This is a genomic window from Chromohalobacter sp., assembly GCF_039830575.1.
GTDB lineage: Bacteria > Pseudomonadota > Gammaproteobacteria > Pseudomonadales > Halomonadaceae > Chromohalobacter > Chromohalobacter israelensis.
Genome location: NZ_JBDOOX010000012.1, coordinates 406,240 through 428,486 on the forward strand (window position 1 = coordinate 406,240; position 22,247 = coordinate 428,486).

The following is a 22,247-nucleotide window of genomic DNA, read 5'->3' on the forward strand; positions in this document are numbered from 1 at the left end:
CTTCGTCTCGCCCATGCCTCATCGGTAGCGCTTCAAGAAGCGCGTGTCGATGTATCGCTTGAGCCGCAGGGCTCCCCGACCTCCCCACCAGTGCGTGCCGTATAGCGCGAGCCCCGTATCGTGGAGATCCACGATCGACAGCGCGGTCCCGGGCGGACGGTAATCGCGCAGGGGCTTCCCGCGTTGCAGCGCGACCAGGTTGTCCAGCAGCACGGGACCTTGTCGCACGCCCTCGACACCGCGCTTGGGCAAGGCGTGCTCGATCAGCGAGGCGCAATCACCGACGGCGAAAATCTCGTCATGGTTCTCGCTTTGCAGGGTCGCTCGGATGCGAATGCCGTTGTCGTCCAGATCCAGCGGCAGGTCGGCGACGCAGTATGCAGGCCGCAGCCCCGTGGCGAGGACGATGTCATCCGCGGCGGCGGGCAAGGCGTCGAGCCATGCCGCGCCGGCATCCAGTGCCAGATTGCCCTGCCACTCGACGCCCAGCCGAGCGAGCTGGCGGCTGGCCCATCGGGCAGCGGCCTCCGGGGCGGCGGGCAGCAAGCGCGCGTGGCGTGTGACCAGGCGAACGTCGTTGGGCACGCCCAGGCGGCGGCTCAGTCCCGCCAGATTGGCGGCCATTTCCACGCCCGAGGGGCCGCCGCCGACCACGACCATGTGCAGCGACTGGTGGCGTTGTGCCGCGTCGTGCACGTGCTGGCGCAAGGCATCGAGGCGCTCGATGGGCTTGACGTGCCAATAGCGGGCCGCCCCCCAGGCCGCGACCGTGGCGCCGCTCGCGGTGGGCGGCATGACGTCGCTGCCGACATTCAGCGACAGTACGTCGAATGCCAGGTTGTTGCCGTCGGCCAGCAGGACATGGCGGGAGTCCACCTCCAGGGCAGCGAAGGGGGCGGTGACGTGTTCGACGGCGTGACGCACGCTGAGCGAGGCGATATCCAGGCTGCACTCTGTGCGTGGCGCGCCGCTCAACAGCCGAGCGGCCATGCCGGAATACCAGAAGCGGCTGGGGGCGACGAGTGTGATGCGATAGCCGGCACGACGAAGCGTGTCGGCGTGTTGCAGCAAATGCAGGTGCGCGTGGCCGGCACCTACCAGTACGAGGCGCGTCGTCATCAAAACGGGTTTCCTTGGGACCTGGACTCACTCTAGTCGATGATCGCCCCGCTACGCTTTCACTTCCCTCATGTCGTGCCGCGTCTGCCGTGCCAGGCAGACAGCGAATAAAGCAGCAATCCGGCCCAGATCAGCACGAACGTGACCAGTTGCAGGGCCCCCAGCGGTTCCTGGAAGATCAGCAGGGCGATCAGGAATTGCAGGGTGGGGTTGATGTACATCAAGAATCCCACCGTGGAAAGCCGCAGTCGGCGCGCGGCCCCGGCGAAGGCCAGCAATGGCAGGGCCGTCAGAGCACCGCTGGCGATCAGCAGGGTCGTGTTGCGAACGCTGCCGCCGAAGTGGGAAAGGCCGCTGAACTCGAACCAGGCCACGGCCAGCAAGCCGAGCGGCATCAGGATCAGGGTTTCGACGAACAGGCCCGACAGCCCGTCCAGCGTGACTTGCTTGCGCAGCAGGCCGTAGGTGCCGAAACTCAGTGCCAGACAGAGACTGATCCAGGGCAGGCCGCCCAGTCCCACCAGTTGCACGCCGATGGCGATGCCCGCGATGGCCACCGCGGCGCCTTGCAGGCGCGACATGCGTTCGCGCAGCACCAGCATGCCGAGTGCCACGTTGATCAGGGGCGTCATGAAATAGCCCAGGCTGGCCTGCAAGACCTGATGGCTTTCCACCGCGTAGATGTAAAGCCCCCAGTTGAAGCCGATCAAGAGTGCGCAACCGAGCACGCGGGGCAGCGACCGGGGAGAGCTCAGTGCCGATTTCACCGGTTGCCAGCGCCCCAGCAGGGTGACGACCATGACCAGGAACAGGCAGGCCCAGATGATGCGATGGGTCAGGATCTCCCAGGCGGGAACGCCGTCGAACATCGCGAAGAACAGCGGAAAGCATCCCCACAGGGTATAGGCAGTGAGGCCGAATACCACGCCTTTGGTGGCCGCCTTGTCGGGGGGTGAAGCAACGCGTGGTGAGCGGGAGTCGTCTTGGGCCATGAAGTCCTCGAAACGCGGCGGCGACGCCGATGCGGAAAACGCTAATCTAGCATGAGTGAAGGTGACTTGCCGCCATGGCACGCAGGCCTTCAGACTGAGTCCGTGATCCGAGAGGGGAATGACATGAGCGAATTGCGTACCACCCTGGTGCAGGCCGACTTGCGCTGGGAAGACCCCCAGGCCAATTGCCGACTGCTCGAAGAGCGCCTGGGCACCTTGTCCGGTGACGACACGGACTTGATCGTATTGCCGGAGATGTTCGCCACGGGTTTTACCATGAACTCCCGGGAAATGGCCGAGCCCATGGCGCAAAGCGCCACCGTCGCCTGGATGGCCGAGCAGGCGCGGCGTCGGGAATGCGTGGTGACGGGCAGCGTGGCTGTGCTCGAAGACGGCGAGTACTTCAACCGCCTCATCTGGGCGCGTCCGGATGGCGACATCACGCATTACGACAAGCGCCACCTGTTTCGCATGGCCGGCGAGCACGAGCGTTACGGCATGGGCAACGAGCGCGTGGTGGTCGAGCTCAAGGGCTTTCGGCTCCTGCTGAGCGTCTGCTATGACCTGCGGTTTCCGGTCTGGCTGCGCCAGCAGCCCGCGCCGGGCGAGCATTTCGAGTATGATGCGCTGCTGTGCGTCGCCAACTGGCCGGCACCGCGTCGTCAGCCCTGGCGTACCCTGCTTCAGGCACGCGCCGTCGAGAATCTGTGTTACGTGATCGGCGTCAATCGCGTGGGAGAGGATGCCAAGGGGCTGGCCTATGCCGGCGATTCGATGCTCGTCGACTTCAAGGGCGAGCCACTGATCGACGAGCCTCGCGATGTTCCCTTCATGCGTACCGGCTGTCTGGATCGCCAGGCGCTGAGTGCGTTCCGTGACAAATTTCCGGCCTGGATGGACGCCGATCGTTTCCAGGTCGAGGAGTGAATTGCCTGCATGCGTCTCGACCGTTTTTTAAGTGAAAGTACCGAGCTGACACGCTCACTGGCCAAGAAAGCCCTGCATCGAGGCGAGGTCGAGGTGAATGGCGATGTCGTCAAGAACGCCGCCTTCAAGCTGGGCGACGAACATGTCGTGCGCTGGCTGGGCGAACCCCTGGCGCGCATCGGCGTGCGCTACTTGATGCTCAACAAGCCCGCCGGGTATGAGTGCACCACGCGACCGGGACGCTACCCCTCGGTGATCGAGCTGCTGGACGTGGCCAAGCGCGGGCGATTGCACATCGCCGGACGTCTGGACGTCGACACCACCGGGCTCGTGCTGATCACCGAGGATGGTCAATGGTCGCACCGACTGACGTCACCCCGGCGGCGCTGCGACAAGCACTATCTCGTGACGCTGGCGCGGCCGCTGGCGGAGGGCGCCGAGACGGCGCTGGCGGAGGGATTGATGCTGGAAGGCGAGGACAAGCCGACCCTGCCGGCTCGGCTCGAGCGATTGGACGACGCCGACGGCGTGCGCGTCAGGCTGGTGATTCAGGAAGGGCGCTTCCACCAGATCAAGCGCATGTTCGCGGCGCTCGACAACGAGGTCGTGGCCCTGCACCGCGAGCGTATCGGGGAGATCGCCCTCGATCCCGCGCTGGCGGCTGGCGAGTGGCGGGAACTCACTCAGGCGGAAATCGATACCGTCTGATTTATACCGTTATCTATCGTTTTCGCTCGATAGCATGCTTGCCCCTGCGTTTCCCGGAAACAGGCGGTGCACGTCAGGGGCGAGAGATCAGGTTCTGTCACTCAGGCCGGATGCCTCGAGCAGGCGCTGCGTGTAGTCGGCCTGGGGGCGGCTGAGCAGCGTGTCGCAGTCGCCTTGCTCGACGACACGGCCATCCTTGAGCACCATCACCCGATGCGCCATGGCGCGGACCACGGCGAGATCGTGGCTGATGAACAGGTAGCTTAGTCCGCGTCGCGACTGAAGATCCCGCAACAGGGCAATGAGCTGTTTCTGCACGCTGCGGTCCAGCGCGGACGTGGGCTCGTCGAGGACTACCAGGTCGGGCTCGAGGATGATGGCGCGCGCCACGGCGATTCGCTGGCGCTGGCCGCCCGAGAATTCGTGCGGATAACGCGCCGCGCAATCCGCGGGCAGGCCGACTTCGTCCAGCGTCGCGGCGACACGGCGTTCGACCTCGGCGTCGCTGAGTTCGGGGTGGTGGAAGCGCAGGCCTTCGCTGACGATATCCATGACCGGCATGCGGGGTGACAACGACCCGTAGGGGTCCTGAAAGACGACCTGAAAGCGTCGGCGCCGGCGGCGCAGGGCATTGCCACGCAAGGTGTCGAGGCGCTCCCCGCCGAAGACGATCTCGCCGTCGGCGGCGGTGAGGCGCAGCAACGCCATGGCCAGCGTGGTCTTGCCGGAGCCCGATTCCCCGACCAGGCCCAGCGTTTCGCCGCGTGCCAGCTGGATGTCGAGCGGATGCACGGCGACGAAGGGGGCGGGGCGCCGCCCCAGCCAGGACTTGCCCTGTTCGAACGCCACGCTGAGTGCGTGCGCCTCGAGCAGCGTGGGGGCGGCAGCGGGCAGTGCCACGGCGCGGCCTTCGGGCTCGGCGGCGAGCAAGTGTCGGGTGTAGGCCTCGCGCGGGGTGTCGAAGACCTGCGCCACGGTTCCGCTCTCGATGAGCCGGCCCTGCTTCATGACATGCACGCTGTCCGCGTGACGACGGACCAGGTTGAGGTCATGGGTGATGAACAGCATGGCCATGCCGTGGGTATCCCGCAGCCGAGCCAGCAGCGCGAGGATCTCCCGTTGCACCGTGACATCGAGTGCGGTCGTGGGTTCATCGGCGATGAGCAGCGCCGGGTCGTTGGCGATGGCCATGGCGATCATGACGCGTTGACGCTGCCCGCCGGACAACTGGTGGGGGTGAGCGTCGAGCAGGACATCGGGGCGGGGCAATTGCACCGCAACGAGCAATTCGCGTGCGCGTTCCCGCGCGGCACGGCCACGCAGCCCTTGATGCAGCCGCAAGGTTTCGGCGAGCTGCTTGCCCACGCTGTGCAGGGGGTTGAGCGAGGTGGTGGGTTCCTGAAAGACGAAACCGACCTGCCCGCCGCGCAGCGCATTCCAGCGCGCCTTGGGGAGACCGTCGAGCGATTCTCCGAGGAGCCGGCGCGTGCCGTCGACCTTGGCGCTGGGCGGCAACAGGTCGAGCGCGCCGAGGGCGGATACCGACTTGCCGGAGCCCGATTCGCCGACCAGCGCGGCGGTTTCACCGCGGCGCAGCGTCAGCGACAGGTCCTCCACCACCGTGGTGTCGCCGAAGGCGATGCGCAGGCCATCGAGTTCGAAGACGACCGTATCATTGTCCATGCGCGCTTCTCCCTGGAAGGCCGCTCGAGGCACTCGCTGTGGGCGAGGTCTGGGTGCTGAGCACGTGGCGAGGGTCGAAAGCATCGCGCAGCCCTTCACCGATGAAGACCAGCAGCGACAGCATGATGCCCAGGCTCAGGAAGGCGGTGATCCCCAGCCAGGGCGCCTGCAGATTGTTCTTGCCCTGGGCGACGAGCTCGCCGAGCGACGGCGAGCCCGGCGGCAAGCCGAAGCCCAGGAAGTCCAGGGCAGTGAGCGTGGTGATCGCCCCGGTGAACAGGAACGGGATGAAGGTCAGGGTGGCGACCATGGCGTTGGGCAGGACATGGCGCCACATGATCAAGCGCGAGGGCAGGCCCATGGCGCGCGCCGCGCGGACGTACTCCAGGTTGCGGGCGCGCAGGAACTCGGCGCGCACGATATCCACCAGACCCAGCCAGGAAAACAGCAGCATGATGCCCAGCAGCCACCACAGATTGGGCTGCACGAGGCTGGCCAGGATGATCAGCAGGAACAGTACCGGCATGCCCGACCAGATCTCGATGATGCGCTGTCCGACCAGATCGACCTTGCCGCCGAAATACCCTTGCACGCCGCCGATCAGGACCCCGAGGGCCATCGAGCCGGCGGTGAGGATGACCGCGAACACCACCGACAGGCGAAAGCCGTACAGCACGCGGGCGAAGACGTCGCGACCGTGGTCGTCGGTGCCCAGCCAGTGTCGCGCCGAGGGCGGCGAGGGCGCGGGCCCGTCGAGCTCGCGGTCCAGCGTCTCGTAGGAGAAACCCACGGGCGGCCATAGCATCCAGCCTCGCTCCTCGATCTGGCGGCGCACGACCGGGTCGCGGTAATCGGTGGCCGTGGGCAGGAAGCCGTCGAACTCGGTTTCCGGGTAGTCGATCAGCACGGGGACGTACCATTGCCCTTGGTACTGCATGACGATGGGTTTGTCGTTGGCGATCAGCTCGGCGCCGAGGCTGATCACCAGCAGTGTGGCGAAGATCCATAACGACCACCAGGCACGCCGGTTGCCGCGAAAGACCTGCCAGCGGCGGCGTGCGATGGGCGAGGCGCGAAAGTGCCGGCGAGTTGTCATCACGCCTCCCGTGTCGCGAAGTCGATGCGCGGGTCGACCCACACATAGGTGAGATCGGAGATCAGCTTGAGCACCAGCCCGATCAGCGTGTACAGGTACAGGGTGCCGAAGATGACCGGGTAGTCGCGCTGCATGACCGCCTCGAAGCCCAGCAGCCCCAGGCCATCCAGCGAGAAGATCACCTCGATCAGCAACGAGCCGGTGAAGAAGATGCCGATCAGCGCCGAGGGAAGTCCGGCGATGATGATCAGCATGGCATTGCGGAAGACGTGACCGTAAAGCACGCGTCGGTCACTCGCTCCCTTGGCCCGGGCGGTCAGCACGTACTGTTTGTGAATTTCGTCGAGGAAGCTGTTCTTGGTCAGCATGGTCAGGGTGGCGAAGCTGCCGATGGCCGAGGCCAGCACGGGCAGCGCGATGTGCCAGAAATAATCCTGTATCTTGCCCCACCACGAAAGCTCGGCGAAGTCGGGCGAGGTCAAGCCGCGCAAGGGAAACCAGTCCAGATAGCTGCCGCCGGCGAAGACCACGATCAGGAGAATCGCGAACAGGAAGCCGGGGACGGCGTAGCCGACGATGACCAGCCCCGAGGTCCAGACATCGAAGCGCGAGCCGTGGCGCAGCGCCTTGCGCACGCCGAGAGGAATCGAGATGGCGTAGACGAGCAGCGTGGTCCATAGGCCCAGGGAAATGGATACCGGCAGACGTTCGACGATCAAGTCGACCACCGGCCGCCCCCGGAAGAAGCTGTCGCCCAGGTCGAAGGTGGCGTAATCGCCCAGCATGTCGACGAAACGCTCCACCGGTGGCTTGTCGAAGCCGAACTGCTGGCGCAGTTGTTGTTCGAGCCGGGGATCGATGCCGCGCGCATTGCGCGTGTCGCCGGTGGTCTCGCCGCCGCTTTCGAGGCGCGTGCTGGCGTTGCTGTCCATGCCCTCGAAGCGCGCCAGCATCTGATCGATGGGGCCGCCCGGCGCCACCTGCACGATGATGAAATTGAGCAGCAGGATGCCCAGCAGGGTAGGAATCATCAGCAGCAGACGGCGTAGGATGTAATGGGTCACGTGATCTAATCCTTAACCTTCGCCGCGTTGACGTTCTTCGACGCGGGCAGCGCGTTGCGGATCGACCCACCAGCTCGACAGGTCGAACGTATACTCGGGGAAGGGTTGCGGGTACCCGAATTTATCCCACATCGCGATGCGAGTGCCATCCAGATGCCACTGGGGGATGACATAAAACCCCCAGCGCAGGACGCGGTCCAGCGCGCGTGCCGTGGTGTCCAGCGCCTGTCGGCTGTCGGCACCGATCAGGCGATCGACCAGGGCGTCGACCGCCGGGTTTCGCAGGCCGATCAGGTTGCGGCTGCGCGGAGCATCGGCATATTCGCTCGTCCAGTACTCGCGTTGTTCGTTGCCCGGATTGGCCGATTGCGGAAAGCTGCCGATCATCAGGTCGAAATCGAAGTTCCGGCGGCGTGTCAGGTACTGGTTGACGTCGACGACACGCACGCTGGCCTGAATGCCAAGGCGCTCGAGATTCTGGATGAGGGGAAGCGTGACGCGCTCGAACTGGGTGTCGTAGAGCAGGAATTGCAGGCGCATGGGGCGCCCGGTGTCGGTATCGACGAGCACGCCGTCGCGCACCTCGTAGCCGGCCTCGCGCAGCAGTGACAGCGCCTTTTTCAAGCGTGCGCGCAACGTGTCGGGGCGCGATATCGGGAGAGGTTCTTCGAAGACCTCGTCGGGCAGGATGTCGCGGTAAGGGGCGAGCAGCGCGAGTTCATCGTCGCTGGGCAGACCTTGCGCCTCCATCTCCGAGCTCTCGAAGTAGCTATCGGTTTCCTGGTAGGCGCCATAGAACAGGTGCGTGTTGAGCCAGTCGAAATCGGTAGCCAGGGTCAGGGCCTCGCGCACGCGTCGGTCCTGGAACGGGGCGCGGCGCAGGTTCATGACGAAGGCCTGCATGCCCGCGGGCTGCGCGTCGGGCACGGTCATGCGCTTGATGAAGCCCGCTTCCAGAGCGGGCGTGTCGTAAGCGGTGGCCCAGTTCTTGGCACTGCTTTCACGGCGCAGGTCGAGATTGCCTGCCTTGAAGGCCTCGAGTGCCACGGTCTGGTCCCGGTAGTAGTCGTAGACCAGGCGGTCGATGTTGTGGCGACCCCGGTTGATGGGCAGGTTCCGCCCCCAGTAATCGTCGACACGGCGATAGACGATGCGCCGCCCGGGAAGGATGCTGGCCACTTCGTAGGGGCCCGAGCCCAGAGGCTTGTCCAGCGTCGGCGAGGTGAAATCGCGCGATTGCCAGTAATGCTTGGGCAGCACCGGCAATTGTCCCAGGATCAGCGGCAACTCGCGGGACTCGTTGTCGCTGAACTCGAAGCGCACGGTATCGTCGTCCAGGGCCTCGACCTGATCGACGCCGGCATAGTAGGCGCGATAGAAGGGTTGTCCCTGGTCGCGCAGCAGGCGGAAGCTGAACACCACGTCCTCGGCGGTCACCGGGTGGCCGTCGTGGAACCGCGCCGACCGACGCAGGTCGATTTCCATCCAGTGACGGTCGGGGTCGAGGCGGATGCCGCCGGCGAGCAGGCCATACATGGTGAAGGGCTCGTCGGCGCTGGCTTCCATCAAGGTGTCGTAGACATGACTGAGGCCATCGGCGGGGTTGCCCTGGATGATGAAGCCGTTCGTCGAATCGAAACTACCTTGTGCGGCCTGACGCAGTTCTCCGCCCTTGGGCGCGTCGGGGTTGGTGTAGGGCAGGTGCGTGAAGTCGTCGGGGAGCGCCGGGCTGTCATAGAGCGAAATGCCGCCCACGGTGGCGACGTCAGCGGCGGGCACGGCCAGGGCCGACAGGCTGAGGGCCCACAGACCCGGTATGACCAGCAAAGCGCGAACGAAGAGGGACATGACGACGGTTCCTTGTTGCGAGACGCGAACGAGGCGGCGACGCCGCCGTTTTCGGCCGTGCCTAGCCTACCCCAGCCTCGCCGGTGGCGCACGCGCCCGCCCTCTGATCAGGGGCGGGGCATGAGGGCAACGCCACCACGACGCTCAACGCGACGGGGTGCGAAGCGTGAGACGCTGTCCGGGCTGGAGGTAATCGTCGCGCTGTATCTGATTCCAGCGTGTCAGGTCGTCGACGCTGACATCATGGCGTGCCGCGATACGCGAGAGGCTGTCACCCGGCTTGACGCGGACTTGCTGGGTGGCCTCACGGCTGGCCAGGCGTGCATGGCTCGTCGCGCCCGGAAGGACCAGGGATTGACCGACGCGCAGCATATCGCCGCTGATCCCATTCTGCCGACGCAGTACGCTCACCGGGATGTCATGGCGCGCGGCAATGCCGGACAGCGTGTCGCCGGACTGGACCACGTAGTGCGTCCGGGTACGCCGTTTTTCGGCGGGCAGCGTATCGAGATTGGCGAGAAAACGCTGCCGGCGATCGGCGGGCACGATCAATTGCGCGCTCCTGTCGGGGCGCGTGGCACCACGCCGCAGGCCGGGGTTGAGGGCTTGCAGCCGCGCTTCGCTGACATCGGCGAGCTGGGCGGCGTCGGCCAGCGACAGTTGCCCTTCGGCGGTGACCCTGGCGATGGCCGGTCGATCGGGAATGCTCGGCAGGTCGATGGCGTACCGCTGGGGGTCCGAGATGACCGCCGACAAGGCGAGAAGCTTGGGCACGTAGTCCATGGTCTGGGCGGGCAGCGAGAGGTGCCAGTAGTCGATGGGCTTGCCCTGCGCGGCGGCTCGCTCACGCGCGCGATTGACGGTGCCGGCGCCGGCATTGTAGGCGGCGAGGGCGAGTTCCATGTTGCCTTCGTACCACTGGTCGGCGAGCGTCTGCAGGTAGTCGAGGGCCGCATTCGTCGAAGAGACGACATCGCGGCGCCCGTCGTACCACCAGGTTTCGGCGAGCCCCATGGCTTCGCCGGTGCCGGGCATGAACTGCCAGAGCCCGGAAGCACCGCCGGGGTGGCGGGCCGTGGGGTCGTAGGCGCTTTCGATGAAAGGCAGCAGGGCGATTTCGGTGGGCATGTCGCGAGCCTCGAGCTGACGCGTCACCCAGCGCAGCCAGGGGCGCGCCTTGGCGGCGACCTGCTCGACGTGCTCGGGGTGCGCGGCATACCAGTCGAGCCATTTCGCGACACGCGGATGCTGAATATCGTGCGGCAGGCCGAAGCCCTGCTTGAGGCGCGTCCAGGCATCGGCCTGCGGGGCGCGCTGCAATACCAGGGCTTGCCAGAAGGTGGTCGTGGCTGCCGAGGTGCCGGTGGCCTCGCCGGAGGCGGCCTTCGCGGCGGGAAGCGACAATGCGCTCAATAACAGTCCTCCCGCCAGGGCTACGTGACCCAAACGTAGCGCCTGGCGGCGACTCGATCGTACTTTCATGGGAAGCGAACCTCTCGAGGTACAGTAGCGGCCGGGCCGGCCATGGCCTAGAAGCGATCCTTCCAGCCGCGTAGTGTCGCGAAGGCGGCACTGTCGTCATCGACGCTTCCCTGCTCGGCCAAGGCATTCAGCAGGCCGGGCTGGTCGATACGTAGAAACGGATTGATCTGGCGCTCCCGGCCGATGGTGCTGGGTAGCGTGGGGCGCTCCAGCTGCCGGGCCCGCTCGCATTCGCCGAGATGCGCGTCCCGCGCGGGGTTGTCGGGCTCGGCGGCCTGGGCGAACCGCAGGTTGGCCAGCGTGTATTCGTGTCCCGCGAACACCAGGGTGTCGTCGGGCAGGGCGGCGAGACGCGCGAGCGAGCGGTGCATCTGCTCGGCGGTGCCTTCGAAGAGGCGGCCGCAGCCGCCGGAGAACAGGGTATCGCCGCAGAACAGCAGGCCGGGTGTGCCGGGGGCGTAGAACGCGATATGGTCCAGCGTGTGGCCGGGCACGGCGAAGACTTCGAAGCGCCGTCCTTGCACGCGGCATTCATCCTCGTCGCCGACGACCTCGTCGATGGCCGGAATGGCCGAGTTGTCGGGACCGATGACGCGGGGCGAGTACCGCTTGACCAGCGCATCGATGCCACCGGTGTGATCGTGATGATGGTGCGTTACCAGAATCGCGGCCAGGCTGAGGCCTTCTCGTTCCAGGTACTCGATGACCGGCTGGGCATCGCCGGGATCGACGATGACGACCTTATCGCTGGCATCCTGGCGAAGCAGCCAGATATAGTTGTCCTGAAATGCGGGGATCGGTATTACGGTCAGCATAGTGCGTAGGATCTCGGCAAACGTCGGGGCTGCCGAATGGTGACGATGCTCGCGCCTCGCGGGCGCGCTCGATCGTGAGCGGCAGCGTAAAATCCGTCAACCTTGGGGGGAACGGGCCATCGTGTCAAATTCGCATATGACGATGACATTGGCACAGGCCGTCCGCGAGGGACGCCGCTTCTGGGCTTCCGAGGAGGGCGCGGCGCTGTGGCAGGCGCAGCGGGCATGCCTGGGGCCGTTGTGCGAGTCGCGCTTCGGTCTGCACAGCCTGCAGCTGGGAATGGCGGCGCGGCTGACGGACATGTGCCCGATCCGCCATGCATTGACGTGGTCGCCCACGCGAGCGCTTGCCGAGGATGCCTCGGTCCTGGTCTGCGATCCCGGTGCCTTGCCGTTGCCCGACGAGAGCCTCGACCTGGTGCTGGTGCACCACCTGCTGGAAGTCGTTCCCAATGCTCACCATCTGATGCGCGAAGCCGCGCGTGTCACGCGCGACGATGGCCTGCTGGTGGTGATGGGCTGGAATCCGTTCGGGGCCGACGCGCTGGGGCACCTGGCGCCTGCGGGGCGTCGCCGCTGGCCCTGCAAGGGACACTGGCGACGTACGGGCCGGTTGCGCGAATGGCTGGCGTTTGTCGATTTCGAAATCGAACGCGTAGACTACTGCGGCTTCCGCCTGCCCGGCGGGCAGGTACACAATCTGGGGCTCGAAACGCTGGGGCGTCGCTACAATCTTCCCGTCGGCGGGTGCTATCTGATTGTGGCCCGTCGCAAGCAGGCACCGATACAACCGGCCAGGACCCTGTTCCAGCGCGATGCCGTTACCGGCAACTCCTGGCTGGGGCCCGCCGCACTCCACCAGGGCGAGCGCTCGAGACGCGAGACGCACGCCCGAGACGACAGGATGACCGAGGTTGACTGATTCGCATGCCACGGGCGACATGCCCCGCGTCACTATCTACACCGACGGGGCCTGCCGGGGGAATCCCGGCCCCGGCGGATGGGGTGCCGTGTTGCGCTACGGGCAACACGAGAAGACCCTCAAGGGGGGCGAAGCCGTGACCACCAACAACCGCATGGAGCTGATGGCCGCGATCCAGGCGTTGCGGACCCTGACGCGTGCATGCGACGTGGCACTGTGGACCGACTCCGAGTATCTCCGCAAGGGGATCACTGAATGGATTCATGGCTGGGTCAAGCGGGGGTGGAAAACCGCCGCCAAGCAGCCGGTCAAGAATGCCGAGCTATGGCGCGAGCTGCTCGCGGAGACTCAGCGCCATCGTATCGAGTGGCACTGGGTGAAGGGCCATAGCGGGCACGAGGGCAACGAACTGGCCGATACGCTCGCCAACGCCGCCACCGACGAGATACAGGCGGCCAAGCGTCAGGCCATGGCAGGAGAACAGTAGCAATGCGCCAGATCGTACTGGATACCGAAACCACCGGCATCGATCCCAAGGACGGTCACCGCCTGATCGAGATCGGGGCGGTCGAGGTGGTCAATCGCCGGCTCACCGGCAACAATTACCACCAATACATCAACCCCGAGCGCGACATCGATCCCGAAGCCGTCGAGGTGCACGGCATCACCAACGAGCGCGTCGCCGACGAACCGGTGTTCGCCGATATCGCCGATGCCTTCTGGGAATACATTCGCGGCGCCGAACTGGTGATTCACAACGCCGCGTTCGACGTGGGCTTCATCGATCACGAGTTCGGGTTGCTGCATGACAAGCGTGGCGGCCCGCGTCTGGGTCCCGTCGCCGACTACTGCAGCGTGCTCGACACTCTGGCGATGGCGCGCAAGTTGCACCCCGGACAGCGCAACAACCTCGACGCACTCTGCAAGCGCTATGGCATCGACAATGGACGGCGTGTCCTGCACGGCGCCTTGCTGGACGCCGAGATCCTGTCCGATGTCTATCTGACGATGACGGGGGGGCAGACCGCGTTGTCGCTGGCCGGCATCGAGGAACGCGCGGGCGACGAAGGGCAGGACGCCAACAGCGTCAGCGGCATTCGTCGGGTCTCACGCGAGGGGTTGTCGCTGGCGGTCATGCGTCCCAGCGAGGCGGAAGAGGCGGCGCACCGCGCCAAGCTGGACAGCATTCGCCAGGCGGCCGGCCAATGTCACTGGGATGCCCTGAACGACGCTTCGCAGGGATCGGCATGACGATGTTGTCATCGCCGTTCGTCCGGGAATTGCCCGGTGCGCAGACACCGCGCCGGGGCTACTGGATTCGTTTCGGCGAATCCGGTATCGCCCCGGGCGAGGATGGCATTCTCCAGCCGCCGGGCGAGTGGCCGGCGCATGCCATGGCGTTGGGCATGTGGCATGACCTGCCGGTCGCCATGGTGCATGAGCCGGGCGATGCCGACTGGCCCCCGGCACGCGAGTGGCTGGCGAGATTGCCCGGCCCGCAGGCCGATCTGCTGGCCACGGCCCTGCAGGTCGATGCCTGGGCACGCGATCATCGCTTCTGCGGACGCTGCGGTTCGCCGATGACCCGGCTCGCCCATGAGTTCGCCATGCAGTGCGAGGCATGCGGCCATCGCAGTTATCCGCGTATCTCGCCGTGCATCATCACTCTGGTCACGCATGGGCAGGACTTGCTGCTGGCGCGGAATTCGCGCTTTCCCGCGCGGCGTTATTCCACCCTGGCGGGGTTCATCGAGCCGGGCGAGAGCGCCGAAAACGCCGTACGCCGTGAAGTCTACGAGGAGGTGGGCATCGAGATCGGGCGCGTGCGTTTCTTCCGCAGCCAGTCCTGGCCGTTTCCGCACTCGTTGATGCTGGGCTTCTTCGCCGAAGCCGCGAGTCGGCGAATCCGGATCGACGGAGTGGAGATCGCCGATGCCGCCTGGTTCACGCCACGGCATCTGCCCGAGTTGCCGCCGCGACATTCGATCTCGCGCCAGTTGATCGAAACGCATCTCAGCGCGGTGTCGCCGCGCTGAGACGTGCTGTTTCGTCAGTGACCGGGGAAGAGGCTGGTCAGCTTGGTGGCCAGCATGACGTTGCCGGTGGCCTTCAGCTTGCCGCTCATGAAGGCCTGCATGCCGTTGATCTCGCCGTTCATCACGCCTTTGAGGGTTTCGGTGTCGGTGGTCAGGCTGACGGATGGGTCGTCGTGCTCGCCGGGCTGGATGTCGAGTGTCCCGTCCTTGACGTTGAGGTAGTAGTCATCGGCATCGGTGATATGGAACTGGAAGACTTCGTCCATGCCCCGAGCGGCGGCAGGATCGAAACGTGACTGTAACTTCTCGATGACGGTGTTGGCGTCGGCCATGTTGGGTCACTCTATGGCGTTGATGGAATGACCAGCGTATTTCAAACAAATGTTTCATACAAGGGGCGCTCGCTGCAGAGCCCCCGCGAGGCGAGGTGGTGACGTGACTGAATGGATTGCCGAATATGCGCTGTTCGCCGCCAAGCTGGCGACGCTGGTCGTGGCCGTGGGCGTTCTGGTCGGGCTCGTCGTCACGCTAAAGCAGCGCGCGAGTGGACAGGTCGAAGGCAATCGCCTGCGCATCGTGGCGCTGCACGAGCGTCAGCGGCGTCGGCGTGAATCGCTGCGCCTGGCGGGACTGCCCGCCGCGCAGCGTCGACGGGCCCAGAAAGCGCTACGCAAGGAGGAGAAGGCCCGCCGCAAGGGGAAGGGCGAGGCCCAGGAGTCGGCACGACCACGCGTGTGGGTGCTCGATTTCGATGGAGATCTCAAGGCATCACGCACGCCGCAGCTGGCGGAACAGGTTTCTTTGCTGCTGGGCGAGTTGCAAGACGACGACGAGGTCGTCGTGCGCCTGACGTCCGGTGGCGGTCTGGTGCATGCCTACGGGCTGGCGTCCGCCCAGCTCGACCGCCTGCGCGATGCCGGTGTGCGACTCACCGTCTGCGTCGACAAGGTCGCTGCCAGCGGCGGTTACATGATGGCCTGCTGCGCACACCGCCTGATTGCTGCCCCGTTCGCCGTGATCGGGTCGATCGGCGTGGTGGCTCAGGTACCCAACGTGCATCGCCTGCTCAAGAAGCACGACATCGATGTCGAGTTGCTGACCGCAGGTCGTTACAAGCGGACATTGACGGTGCTGGGCGAAAACACCGAGGAGGGGCGTGCCAAGTTTCTCGAGGACTTGCGGGAAACCCACGACCTGTTCAAGCGTTATGTGGGGGAGCGGCGTCCTGCACTCGATATCGACAAGGTGGCGACCGGCGAGATCTGGTATGGACGCCAGGCATTGGATGACGGCCTGATCGATGAGGTGAATACCAGTGACGGCTATCTGGCGGCACGCATGGAGCAGGCGCGCGTGTTGCAGGTGGTGCTGGAGCCGCGTCATTCCTTGATGCAGCGTATCGGTGTCGGCGCTTCGCAGGGCATCGAGCGCTTGAGCGATCGTGTCATGGAGCGCCTGGAGGAAAGCGGCTGGCAGCGGCGGTAGGCCGCTGCCAGCCGCACACGGCTTAGCGGGTCTTGCCGTAAAGCGCGACGAGGGCGTCGATGACCGTGCGCGCCTCGTCGCCGGCCAGTGAATAATAGATCGTCTGCGAGGCTCGACGTGTCACGACGAGGTTTTCGCGACGCAGGATCGCAAGATGCTGCGACAGCGCGGACTGGCTGAGGCTCAGCTTGCGGTTCAGCTCGGTGACCGAGAGTTCCGCGTCATCGAGCAGGCACAGAATGCGCAGCCGGTTCTCGTTGGCCATGGCCTTGAGCAGGGTCGTGCCCTTGTCGATCGCGGAAGTACCGGCGTTGAGCAGGGTGGAGGCAGGCTGGAGCGAGCGCATGTGGGTGTCTCCTACATCATTATCGGGATTGGCGATGGGTCGCCGCGAGCGTGGGATGAGCGCCCAACGGCGAGGGATACGTTCTGGTGGGCTTTACGGGCAACGCGGCATTGGCCTCGATGCCTGCCGTGTTGTCATGCCCACTTACTCATTCTTGATTTAGTGAATCATCAATAACTTCGCCAAGCCTGTCCAAGATAGCTTTTAACGATAATTCATCGGTAGTGGCGAAAGTCGACGTCGTGTCGCGAATCGCTGATGAGCATATGACCTCCGTGTGGCAGTGAAAAGCCTGCTGTAGTTCCTTTTTCATGCCGCCAGGAAGGCGGCATCTCACTGGTTCCGTCCGGAGCGATCCTTTACAATATCGACTTTCGTCTCGGTGCCATGCGCATCGACCCGCCTTGAGGGTTCCCTTACCCCTCGGCCTCCCTTGGCAACCAAAAAGGTGATGCATGTTCGCCCTCGATTCTCGCCAAGCCAGACGCGTGATGGCGCTGCTCGTCGGTTTTCACATCGTGGTGATCGCGGCCAGCAACTATCTGGTACAGCTTCCGTTTTCGCTTTTCGGCTGGCATACCACCTGGGGCGCCTTCAGCTTCCCCTTCATTTTTCTGGCCACGGATCTGACCGTGCGTCTGTTCGGCAAGGGGCGTGCCCGATCGATCATCGCGCGGGTCATGCTGCCGGCATTGTTGATCTCGTACGGCGTGTCGGTGCTCTTTCAGGAAGGGGCGTTCCAGGGCGTCGCGGCCCTCGGCGAGTGGAACCTGTTCGTGGGGCGTATCGCGCTGGCGAGTTTCATGGCCTATGTGCTGGGGCAGTTGCTGGATATCCATGTCTTCGACCGCCTGAGACGTCTGCGTGCCTGGTGGGTCGCGCCGGCCTTTTCGACCCTGCTGGGCAACCTGGCCGATACGTTCGCGTTTTTCGCGATCGCGTTCTGGAACGGTCCCAGTGCGTTCATGAGTGAGCATTGGGTGGAAATCGCCTGGGTGGATTATGCCATCAAGCTGGGGGTGAGCCTGGCCTTCTTCCTGCCGCTCTACGGCATGCTGCTGGGGGCGTTGACGCGTCGACTGGCGCATCTGGGGGATGCCAGCGAGGGACTTCAGCCACGCAAGGCCTGAAACGGCTCTGGTATCATGCGTCGATCACTCGAAGGACTGACGAGGCATATCGTGGAATTACATCATGTCGATACCGGCGGCGAAGGGCGCCCGCTGGTCGTTCTGCACGGCTTGTTCGGCAGTGCCGACAACTGGCGCTCGCACGTCAAGCAGTGGCGGGCGCAGCGTCGCGTGATCGCCGTGGACCTGCGCAACCATGGCAAGTCGCCGCATGCGTCGGGCATGCGGTATGCCACTCAGGCCGAGGACGTCGAAGCGTTGCTGGAGGCGTTGAACATCGAGCGCTGCGACCTGCTGGGCCACTCGATGGGCGGCAAGGTCGCCATGACCCTGGCGCGTCAGTCGCCGGCGCGTGTCGCACGCCTGATCGTCGCCGATATCGCGCCGATCGCCTATCAGCACGGTCATGATGCGATCTTTCGTGCCATGCGCGCCGTCGAGGCGCGTCCCCCGGCGGACCGCAAGGCGGCGGACAGGATCATGGCGGAGTTCATCGAGACACCGGCGACACGCATGTTCCTGGCCACCAACCTGGTGCGTGGCGAGGATGAGCGTCTGGTGTGGCGCGTGGGACTCGATCAGATCGAGGAGGACTATGCCAGCATCGTGGCCGTGCCGGATGGTGACGGCGCCTACGAGGGGCCGGCGCTGGTCCTGCGCGGCGGGCGCTCCGATTACGTGAGCGACGAGGCGCTGCCGGCGGTCGAGGCCGTGCTGCCAAGGGCGCATGTCGAGACGCTGGCGGAGGCCGGGCATTGGCTGCATGCCGAACAGCCGGAGGCCTTTCAAGCGGCCGTGTCGCGCTTTCTGGCGGCGGAATGAAGGCAGCGGCATGGAGCGCACAGCGCTCCATGCCGTGTCGAATCAGGGGCGATTGAGGTCGACGGCGAGGCGCGACAGCGGACTCTTGGCCTTGATCTGGCCGCGCTCGAGAAGGAATGCTTCGAAGGCTTCGTAGCGTTGTCCATCCAGCGCGGCAGGGCGCAGGGCGAAGCGTGGCAGCGTGTTCTCCCAGGCCTTGCGGTTGACCGGTGTGTCCAGCGCCGGATCGTAGGCCTTGAAGGCTTCCCAGCCCTCCTCGGGATGATTGATGATCCAGGCCGTGGCCTCGCCGATGGCGGCCATGAAACGCGCATAGGCAGCGCGATGGGCATCCAGCGTGTCGCGGTTGGCCACGAAGATCAGTTCGTCGTAGGTGGGAACGCCTTCTTCCTCGATATAGAACGCCCGGCCCTCGACGCCTTCCTGAGCCATCTGTGCCAGCTCGAAGTTGCGAAACGCACCGGTGATGGCGTCGACCTTTTCTCCGATCAAGGCCGGCGTCAGCGCGAAATTGACGTTGACCATCTCGACGTCCTCGGGCGCGACCCCATTGTGTTCGAGCATGGTGTTGAGCAGCACTTCCTCGACTCCGCCCACGGAATAGCCGATACGCTTGCCGGCCAGATCCGCCATGCTTTCGATGCCGCTGTCAGCGCGTACCAGCGTGGCATTGAGAGGCGTTGCCACCAGCGTGCCCACGCGCACCAGGGGGAGGCCCTGGTCGACTTGCAGGTGCAGCTGGGGCTGGTAGCTGAGTGCCAGGTCGATCTTGCCTGCCGCGACCAGCTTGGGCGGTACGCTCGGGTCGGCGGGGGAGATGAGTTCGACGTCCAGTCCGTGATCCTGGAAGAGGCCGCGCTGTTTTGCGATGACCAATGGCGCATGCGTGGGGTTGGTGTACCAGTCGAGCATCACTTTCAGCGAGTCGGACGTGTCGGTGCCGTCGCGCTCCTCGGCGGCCAGCGCCGGGCCGGACAGCACGAGCAAGAGGGCGAGACACGCGCCCATGAAGCGGTGGGTCATGGAGGTCATGCGTTATTCTCCTGCGAGTTGTTACCCCGATAGCCAAGGGGCGTTTCGTTATCGTGAATGCCCCGCGAGACGGCTCGCCGGGCGAGGTTCATTGCTTCAGCCTTGGGCGCTGGTGCGGTCCTCATGCCATGGCATCAGGTGGCGCATCAGGGCGTCCATGGCGAAATAGAGCGCCACGCCGAAGGTGACGAGGATCAGCAAGGCGGCGAACATCAGGTCGACTTGCATGCGTGCATTCGCGTTGAGCATCAAGTATCCCAGTCCCTGGCTGGAGCCGACCCATTCGCCGATCACGGCACCGATGGGGGCGGCGCTGGCGGCCATGCGCATGCCGGATGCCAGGGCCGGCAGAGCCGCGGGCAATTGAATGCGCAGCAGTCGACGGCGGCGGTCGGCGCCCAGGGTCTGTGCCAGGTCCAGCCACCCCTGCGGGGTCTGGCGCAAGCCGTCGTAACATGTCGAGGCGACCGGAAAATAGATGATCAGGGTCGCCATGACGATCTTGGCGGTCATGCCGTAACCCAGCCATAGCATGAGAATCGGGGCCAGGGCGAACAGCGGAATGGCCTGGCTGATCAACAGGATCGGCAGCAAGGTTCGCCTGAGGCCATGAAAGCGGGCCAGGGCGAGCGCGGTGAGCAAGCCGCTGAGGCAGCCGATGAACAGGCCGGCGACGATCTCGATCACGGTGATGCCGGTATGATGCCAGAGTAACTGATGATGGGCGGCGAGGGCTTGCACCACGGCGAGCGGGGACGGCAGTACGTAACCCGGCACGCCGGTGGCGACGACGAGTCCTTGCCATAGCCCTAGCAGGGCAACGAGGCCGAGCATGGCCGGCCAGAGGCGCTTGAGAAGTGTCATGCTCGGCTCCCGGCGGTGAGCGGGGCATGCAGGCGCGCTACCAGGCGTGGCTGCAGGCGCAGCATGTCGGGGGCTTCCAGCGCGCGTGGTCGCTGGCCGGGAGGGACGTCGAAGTCACTCAGCGTGGCCGGTTGCCCGGCGAGAATCAGGATGCGATCGCTCAGGCGCAAGGCTTCGAGCGGGTCGTGGGTCACCAGGATGACCGTGCGGCCGGCCAGCAGTCGCGCGGCGAGTTCGTGCAGTTCAAGGCGCGTGATGGCATCGACGGCGGAAAAGGGTTCGTCCATCAAGACGACGGGCGCATCCTCGAAGAGCGTGCGCGCCAGGGCCACGCGCTGACGCTGGCCGCCGGAGAGCGTCTTGGGCCAGTCTCGGGCCTTATCAGCGAGACCGACGTCGTCGAGCAGGGAAAATGCCCGCTGGCGGTCCGCCGGGGAAGGGCGTCCGCGCAAGGCCGGGCCGAGCAGGACGTTATCGACGACGGTGCGCCACGGCAACAGCTGATCCTGCTGCGCCATCCAGGCCAGCCGGCCGGTGAGGGGGCGGGCGTCGTCGGTGGTCAGCGTCAGCTCGTGGGTATCGGGCAAGGGCAGGTCGGCGATCATGCGCAGCAGGGAACTCTTGCCGCTGCCGCTGCGCCCGAGCAGCCCGGTCCAGCTGCCGGGGGCGAACTCGACGGTCAGGCCATCGAACAGCCATTGTCCTGCAAAGGCGAGTCGTGCCTGGGCGAGGGAAAAACCGAGGGACGTCATCAAGGCTCCATAAGGGGCGAAGGACGTGCCGACGGCACGCTCTGGCGTTTCCTCCGCCGGTGTTAACCGGATCAGGTTCCAGGGTTGCGCCGGGCGCTCTCAGCCCGCCACGGTCGGCGGGCACCCCTATCCAGAGACGATTATTGTATCCTGTCGGCTCGGGAGCTGCCCAGTGCCATGTGGCCGAGTGTACCGCTTGAGCGCAGGCTGCCAACGATCGGACAAAGCGTAGGAGCACGCATGTATCCCGATTCCGAACTCACGCATCGTGTCGAGGTGTTCACGGGGCACGCGCTGTCGCCCCTGCCGCTCGCGTGGGATGACAGTGCCAACTGGCTGTGGCGGACCGCCGGCGAATCGCCGCAACTCCTCAAGCTGGCGCGCACGCATCCGGAGCACGATCCTTTCTGGAAGGGCATGCGTGAGCTGTTCGGCTTCGACCGCTGGCGCTGTCCGGAGACCATGACGCGGCTGGCAGGAGCCCTGCCGGCGCATCTGCCGATGCTCCCGCTGCCGATGACGTATCTCGGGACCCTGCAGCACGCGCCGTTGTGGAGTCTGCCGTGGAGCGACGGCAAGGCGGCGCGGATGGGGCCGGTCTTCGCCGAGTTGCTGGGCAGCCAGCTGGGCCACCTGCATCGCGAGACGGTCTCGGGGTGGGGGCATCCTCTGGAAAAGGTTCACCCACTGGCCGAGTGGCCGCGGCATGCGCGTGACTTTCTGCGCCAGCACCCGCGCTGTGGTGAGCTTCCGACGTTTCCGGCATTTCCCATTCCGTCACGGGCGGTTTGGTGTCTGCCCGATGTGCGCGCCGATCAGTACCTGAGCGGTGCCACGGGATGGCTGTGGAGCGACTGGGAGGCGTTGACATGGGCGCCGCTCGAGTTCGATCTGTGCCTGGCCGAGATGCTCATCACGACGTGTGCCGAGCGCGATGCCTTTTTGGCCGCCTATCGACGCGAGTCGCCATGCGTGTCGCTGTCGGCCTATCGCCAGGGCATGCGGGCGTTGATCTGGGTCATGCGTCTGCACGGCGACGTGGACTGGCATCATGTCGTCTCGCACCCCGATTGGTTAACGCAGGTGCCGGCATGAAGCAGCATGACATGGCATACTAGGTCCTT

23 protein-coding genes and 1 riboswitch are annotated in these 22,247 nt (G+C 65.4%); of the genes, 10 read left to right on the forward strand and 13 right to left on the reverse strand.

What is annotated here, in order from left to right:
• Positions 1 to 18: 18 nt before the first annotated feature.
• Together ABGX75_RS11790 and rarD are read right to left on the reverse strand one after the other, a co-directional pair.
• Complete coding sequence (locus ABGX75_RS11790; protein ID WP_347411407.1) at positions 19 to 1,119, reverse strand: FAD-dependent oxidoreductase; 1,101 nt, start codon at positions 1,117 to 1,119, stop codon at positions 19 to 21.
• Between the two features lie 68 nt (positions 1,120 to 1,187).
• Positions 1,188 to 2,111, reverse strand: coding sequence for an EamA family transporter RarD (rarD, locus tag ABGX75_RS11795; protein WP_011507250.1), 924 nt, complete (start codon positions 2,109 to 2,111; stop codon positions 1,188 to 1,190).
• A 123-nt stretch (positions 2,112 to 2,234) separates the two neighbouring features.
• Between rarD and ABGX75_RS11800 the strand changes: the two genes are divergently transcribed.
• Positions 2,235 to 3,038: an amidohydrolase gene (locus ABGX75_RS11800; protein ID WP_043558334.1), complete on the forward strand. Its 804-nt coding sequence runs from the start codon at positions 2,235 to 2,237 to the stop codon at positions 3,036 to 3,038.
• Positions 3,039 to 3,047: 9 nt separating this feature from the next.
• A complete protein-coding gene (gene rsuA / locus ABGX75_RS11805; protein WP_011507248.1) occupies positions 3,048 to 3,746 on the forward strand; it encodes a 16S rRNA pseudouridine(516) synthase RsuA in 699 nt (232 codons plus the stop codon).
• A gap of 87 nt (positions 3,747 to 3,833) precedes the next feature.
• Here the strand turns inward: rsuA and ABGX75_RS11810 are convergent, their stop codons facing one another.
• From ABGX75_RS11810 to gloB, 6 genes are all read right to left on the reverse strand, one after another.
• Positions 3,834 to 5,429, reverse strand: coding sequence for a dipeptide ABC transporter ATP-binding protein (locus ABGX75_RS11810; protein ID WP_347411408.1), 1,596 nt, complete (start codon positions 5,427 to 5,429; stop codon positions 3,834 to 3,836).
• Positions 5,419 to 6,525, reverse strand: a complete 1,107-nt coding sequence (locus tag ABGX75_RS11815; protein WP_347411409.1) for an ABC transporter permease — start codon at positions 6,523 to 6,525, stop codon at positions 5,419 to 5,421. The genes ABGX75_RS11810 and ABGX75_RS11815 overlap by 11 nt, the downstream gene beginning before the upstream one ends.
• The gene (locus ABGX75_RS11820; RefSeq protein ID WP_084075516.1) at positions 6,525 to 7,589 is read right to left on the reverse strand and encodes a microcin C ABC transporter permease YejB; all 1,065 of its coding nucleotides are present in this window, start codon (positions 7,587 to 7,589) and stop codon (positions 6,525 to 6,527) included. The genes ABGX75_RS11815 and ABGX75_RS11820 overlap by 1 nt, the downstream gene beginning before the upstream one ends.
• Positions 7,590 to 7,601: 12 nt before the next feature.
• Positions 7,602 to 9,437 (reverse strand): extracellular solute-binding protein, encoded by a 1,836-nt coding sequence (locus ABGX75_RS11825; RefSeq protein ID WP_347411410.1) that lies wholly within the window; start codon positions 9,435 to 9,437, stop codon positions 7,602 to 7,604.
• Between the two features lie 144 nt (positions 9,438 to 9,581).
• Positions 9,582 to 10,919 carry a LysM peptidoglycan-binding domain-containing protein gene (locus ABGX75_RS11830; RefSeq protein ID WP_347411411.1) on the reverse strand — a complete coding sequence of 446 codons (1,338 nt, stop codon included), beginning with the start codon at positions 10,917 to 10,919 and terminating at the stop codon, positions 9,582 to 9,584.
• Between the two features lie 47 nt (positions 10,920 to 10,966).
• Complete coding sequence (gene gloB / locus ABGX75_RS11835) at positions 10,967 to 11,734, reverse strand: hydroxyacylglutathione hydrolase (RefSeq protein WP_011507242.1); 768 nt, start codon at positions 11,732 to 11,734, stop codon at positions 10,967 to 10,969.
• A gap of 121 nt (positions 11,735 to 11,855) precedes the next feature.
• Here gloB and ABGX75_RS11840 point away from each other — a divergent pair, with 121 nt between their 5' ends.
• Genes ABGX75_RS11840 through nudC form a run of 4 tightly spaced genes read left to right on the forward strand, consistent with a single transcriptional unit; the run spans position 11,856 to position 14,692 of the window.
• Positions 11,856 to 12,656: a methyltransferase domain-containing protein gene (locus tag ABGX75_RS11840; RefSeq protein WP_179153114.1), complete on the forward strand. Its 801-nt coding sequence runs from the start codon at positions 11,856 to 11,858 to the stop codon at positions 12,654 to 12,656.
• Between the two features lie 19 nt (positions 12,657 to 12,675).
• Positions 12,676 to 13,143, forward strand: coding sequence for a ribonuclease HI (rnhA, locus tag ABGX75_RS11845; protein WP_110061425.1), 468 nt, complete (start codon positions 12,676 to 12,678; stop codon positions 13,141 to 13,143).
• Between the two features lie 2 nt (positions 13,144 to 13,145).
• Positions 13,146 to 13,907 (forward strand): DNA polymerase III subunit epsilon, encoded by a 762-nt coding sequence (gene dnaQ, locus ABGX75_RS11850; protein WP_347411412.1) that lies wholly within the window; start codon positions 13,146 to 13,148, stop codon positions 13,905 to 13,907.
• Positions 13,904 to 14,692 carry an NAD(+) diphosphatase gene (nudC, locus tag ABGX75_RS11855; RefSeq protein ID WP_011507238.1) on the forward strand — a complete coding sequence of 263 codons (789 nt, stop codon included), beginning with the start codon at positions 13,904 to 13,906 and terminating at the stop codon, positions 14,690 to 14,692. The genes dnaQ and nudC overlap by 4 nt, the downstream gene beginning before the upstream one ends.
• Positions 14,693 to 14,706: 14 nt before the next feature.
• Here the strand turns inward: nudC and ABGX75_RS11860 are convergent, their stop codons facing one another.
• Positions 14,707 to 15,024 carry an SCP2 sterol-binding domain-containing protein gene (locus ABGX75_RS11860; RefSeq protein WP_035409785.1) on the reverse strand — a complete coding sequence of 106 codons (318 nt, stop codon included), beginning with the start codon at positions 15,022 to 15,024 and terminating at the stop codon, positions 14,707 to 14,709.
• A gap of 103 nt (positions 15,025 to 15,127) precedes the next feature.
• Between ABGX75_RS11860 and sohB the strand changes: the two genes are divergently transcribed.
• The gene (gene sohB, locus ABGX75_RS11865) at positions 15,128 to 16,177 is read left to right on the forward strand and encodes a protease SohB (protein WP_347411413.1); all 1,050 of its coding nucleotides are present in this window, start codon (positions 15,128 to 15,130) and stop codon (positions 16,175 to 16,177) included.
• 22 nt (positions 16,178 to 16,199) lie between these two features.
• On the opposite strand, the gene ABGX75_RS11870 is transcribed toward sohB, so the two are convergent.
• Positions 16,200 to 16,523: a metalloregulator ArsR/SmtB family transcription factor gene (locus ABGX75_RS11870; protein ID WP_347411414.1), complete on the reverse strand. Its 324-nt coding sequence runs from the start codon at positions 16,521 to 16,523 to the stop codon at positions 16,200 to 16,202.
• Between the two features lie 455 nt (positions 16,524 to 16,978).
• Here ABGX75_RS11870 and ABGX75_RS11875 point away from each other — a divergent pair, with 455 nt between their 5' ends.
• Both ABGX75_RS11875 and ABGX75_RS11880 read left to right on the forward strand, forming a co-directional pair.
• Positions 16,979 to 17,653: a 7-cyano-7-deazaguanine/7-aminomethyl-7-deazaguanine transporter gene (locus tag ABGX75_RS11875; protein WP_035409783.1), complete on the forward strand. Its 675-nt coding sequence runs from the start codon at positions 16,979 to 16,981 to the stop codon at positions 17,651 to 17,653.
• Positions 17,654 to 17,668: 15 nt separating this feature from the next.
• On the forward strand, positions 17,669 to 18,475 hold the full coding sequence (locus ABGX75_RS11880; RefSeq protein ID WP_347411415.1) for an alpha/beta fold hydrolase: 807 nt from the start codon (positions 17,669 to 17,671) through the stop codon (positions 18,473 to 18,475).
• A 42-nt stretch (positions 18,476 to 18,517) separates the two neighbouring features.
• Here ABGX75_RS11880 and ABGX75_RS11885 read toward each other — a convergent pair whose 3' ends face one another.
• The 3 genes from ABGX75_RS11885 to ABGX75_RS11895 form a co-directional block, all read right to left on the reverse strand.
• On the reverse strand, positions 18,518 to 19,507 hold the full coding sequence (locus tag ABGX75_RS11885) for an ABC transporter substrate-binding protein (RefSeq protein ID WP_011507232.1): 990 nt from the start codon (positions 19,505 to 19,507) through the stop codon (positions 18,518 to 18,520).
• A 96-nt stretch (positions 19,508 to 19,603) separates the two neighbouring features.
• Entirely contained in the window at positions 19,604 to 20,371 is a 768-nt protein-coding gene (locus ABGX75_RS11890; protein WP_011507231.1) for an ABC transporter permease, read from the reverse strand.
• The gene (locus tag ABGX75_RS11895) at positions 20,368 to 21,123 is read right to left on the reverse strand and encodes an ABC transporter ATP-binding protein (RefSeq protein ID WP_011507230.1); all 756 of its coding nucleotides are present in this window, start codon (positions 21,121 to 21,123) and stop codon (positions 20,368 to 20,370) included. Before ABGX75_RS11895 ends, ABGX75_RS11890 begins: the two co-directional genes overlap by 4 nt.
• Before the next feature lie 31 nt (positions 21,124 to 21,154).
• A riboswitch (TPP riboswitch) is annotated at positions 21,155 to 21,261 on the reverse strand.
• Positions 21,262 to 21,363: 102 nt separating this feature from the next.
• Between ABGX75_RS11895 and ABGX75_RS11900 the strand changes: the two genes are divergently transcribed.
• Entirely contained in the window at positions 21,364 to 22,218 is an 855-nt protein-coding gene (locus ABGX75_RS11900) for a hypothetical protein (protein WP_043558329.1), read from the forward strand.
• Positions 22,219 to 22,247: the final 29 nt, after the last annotated feature.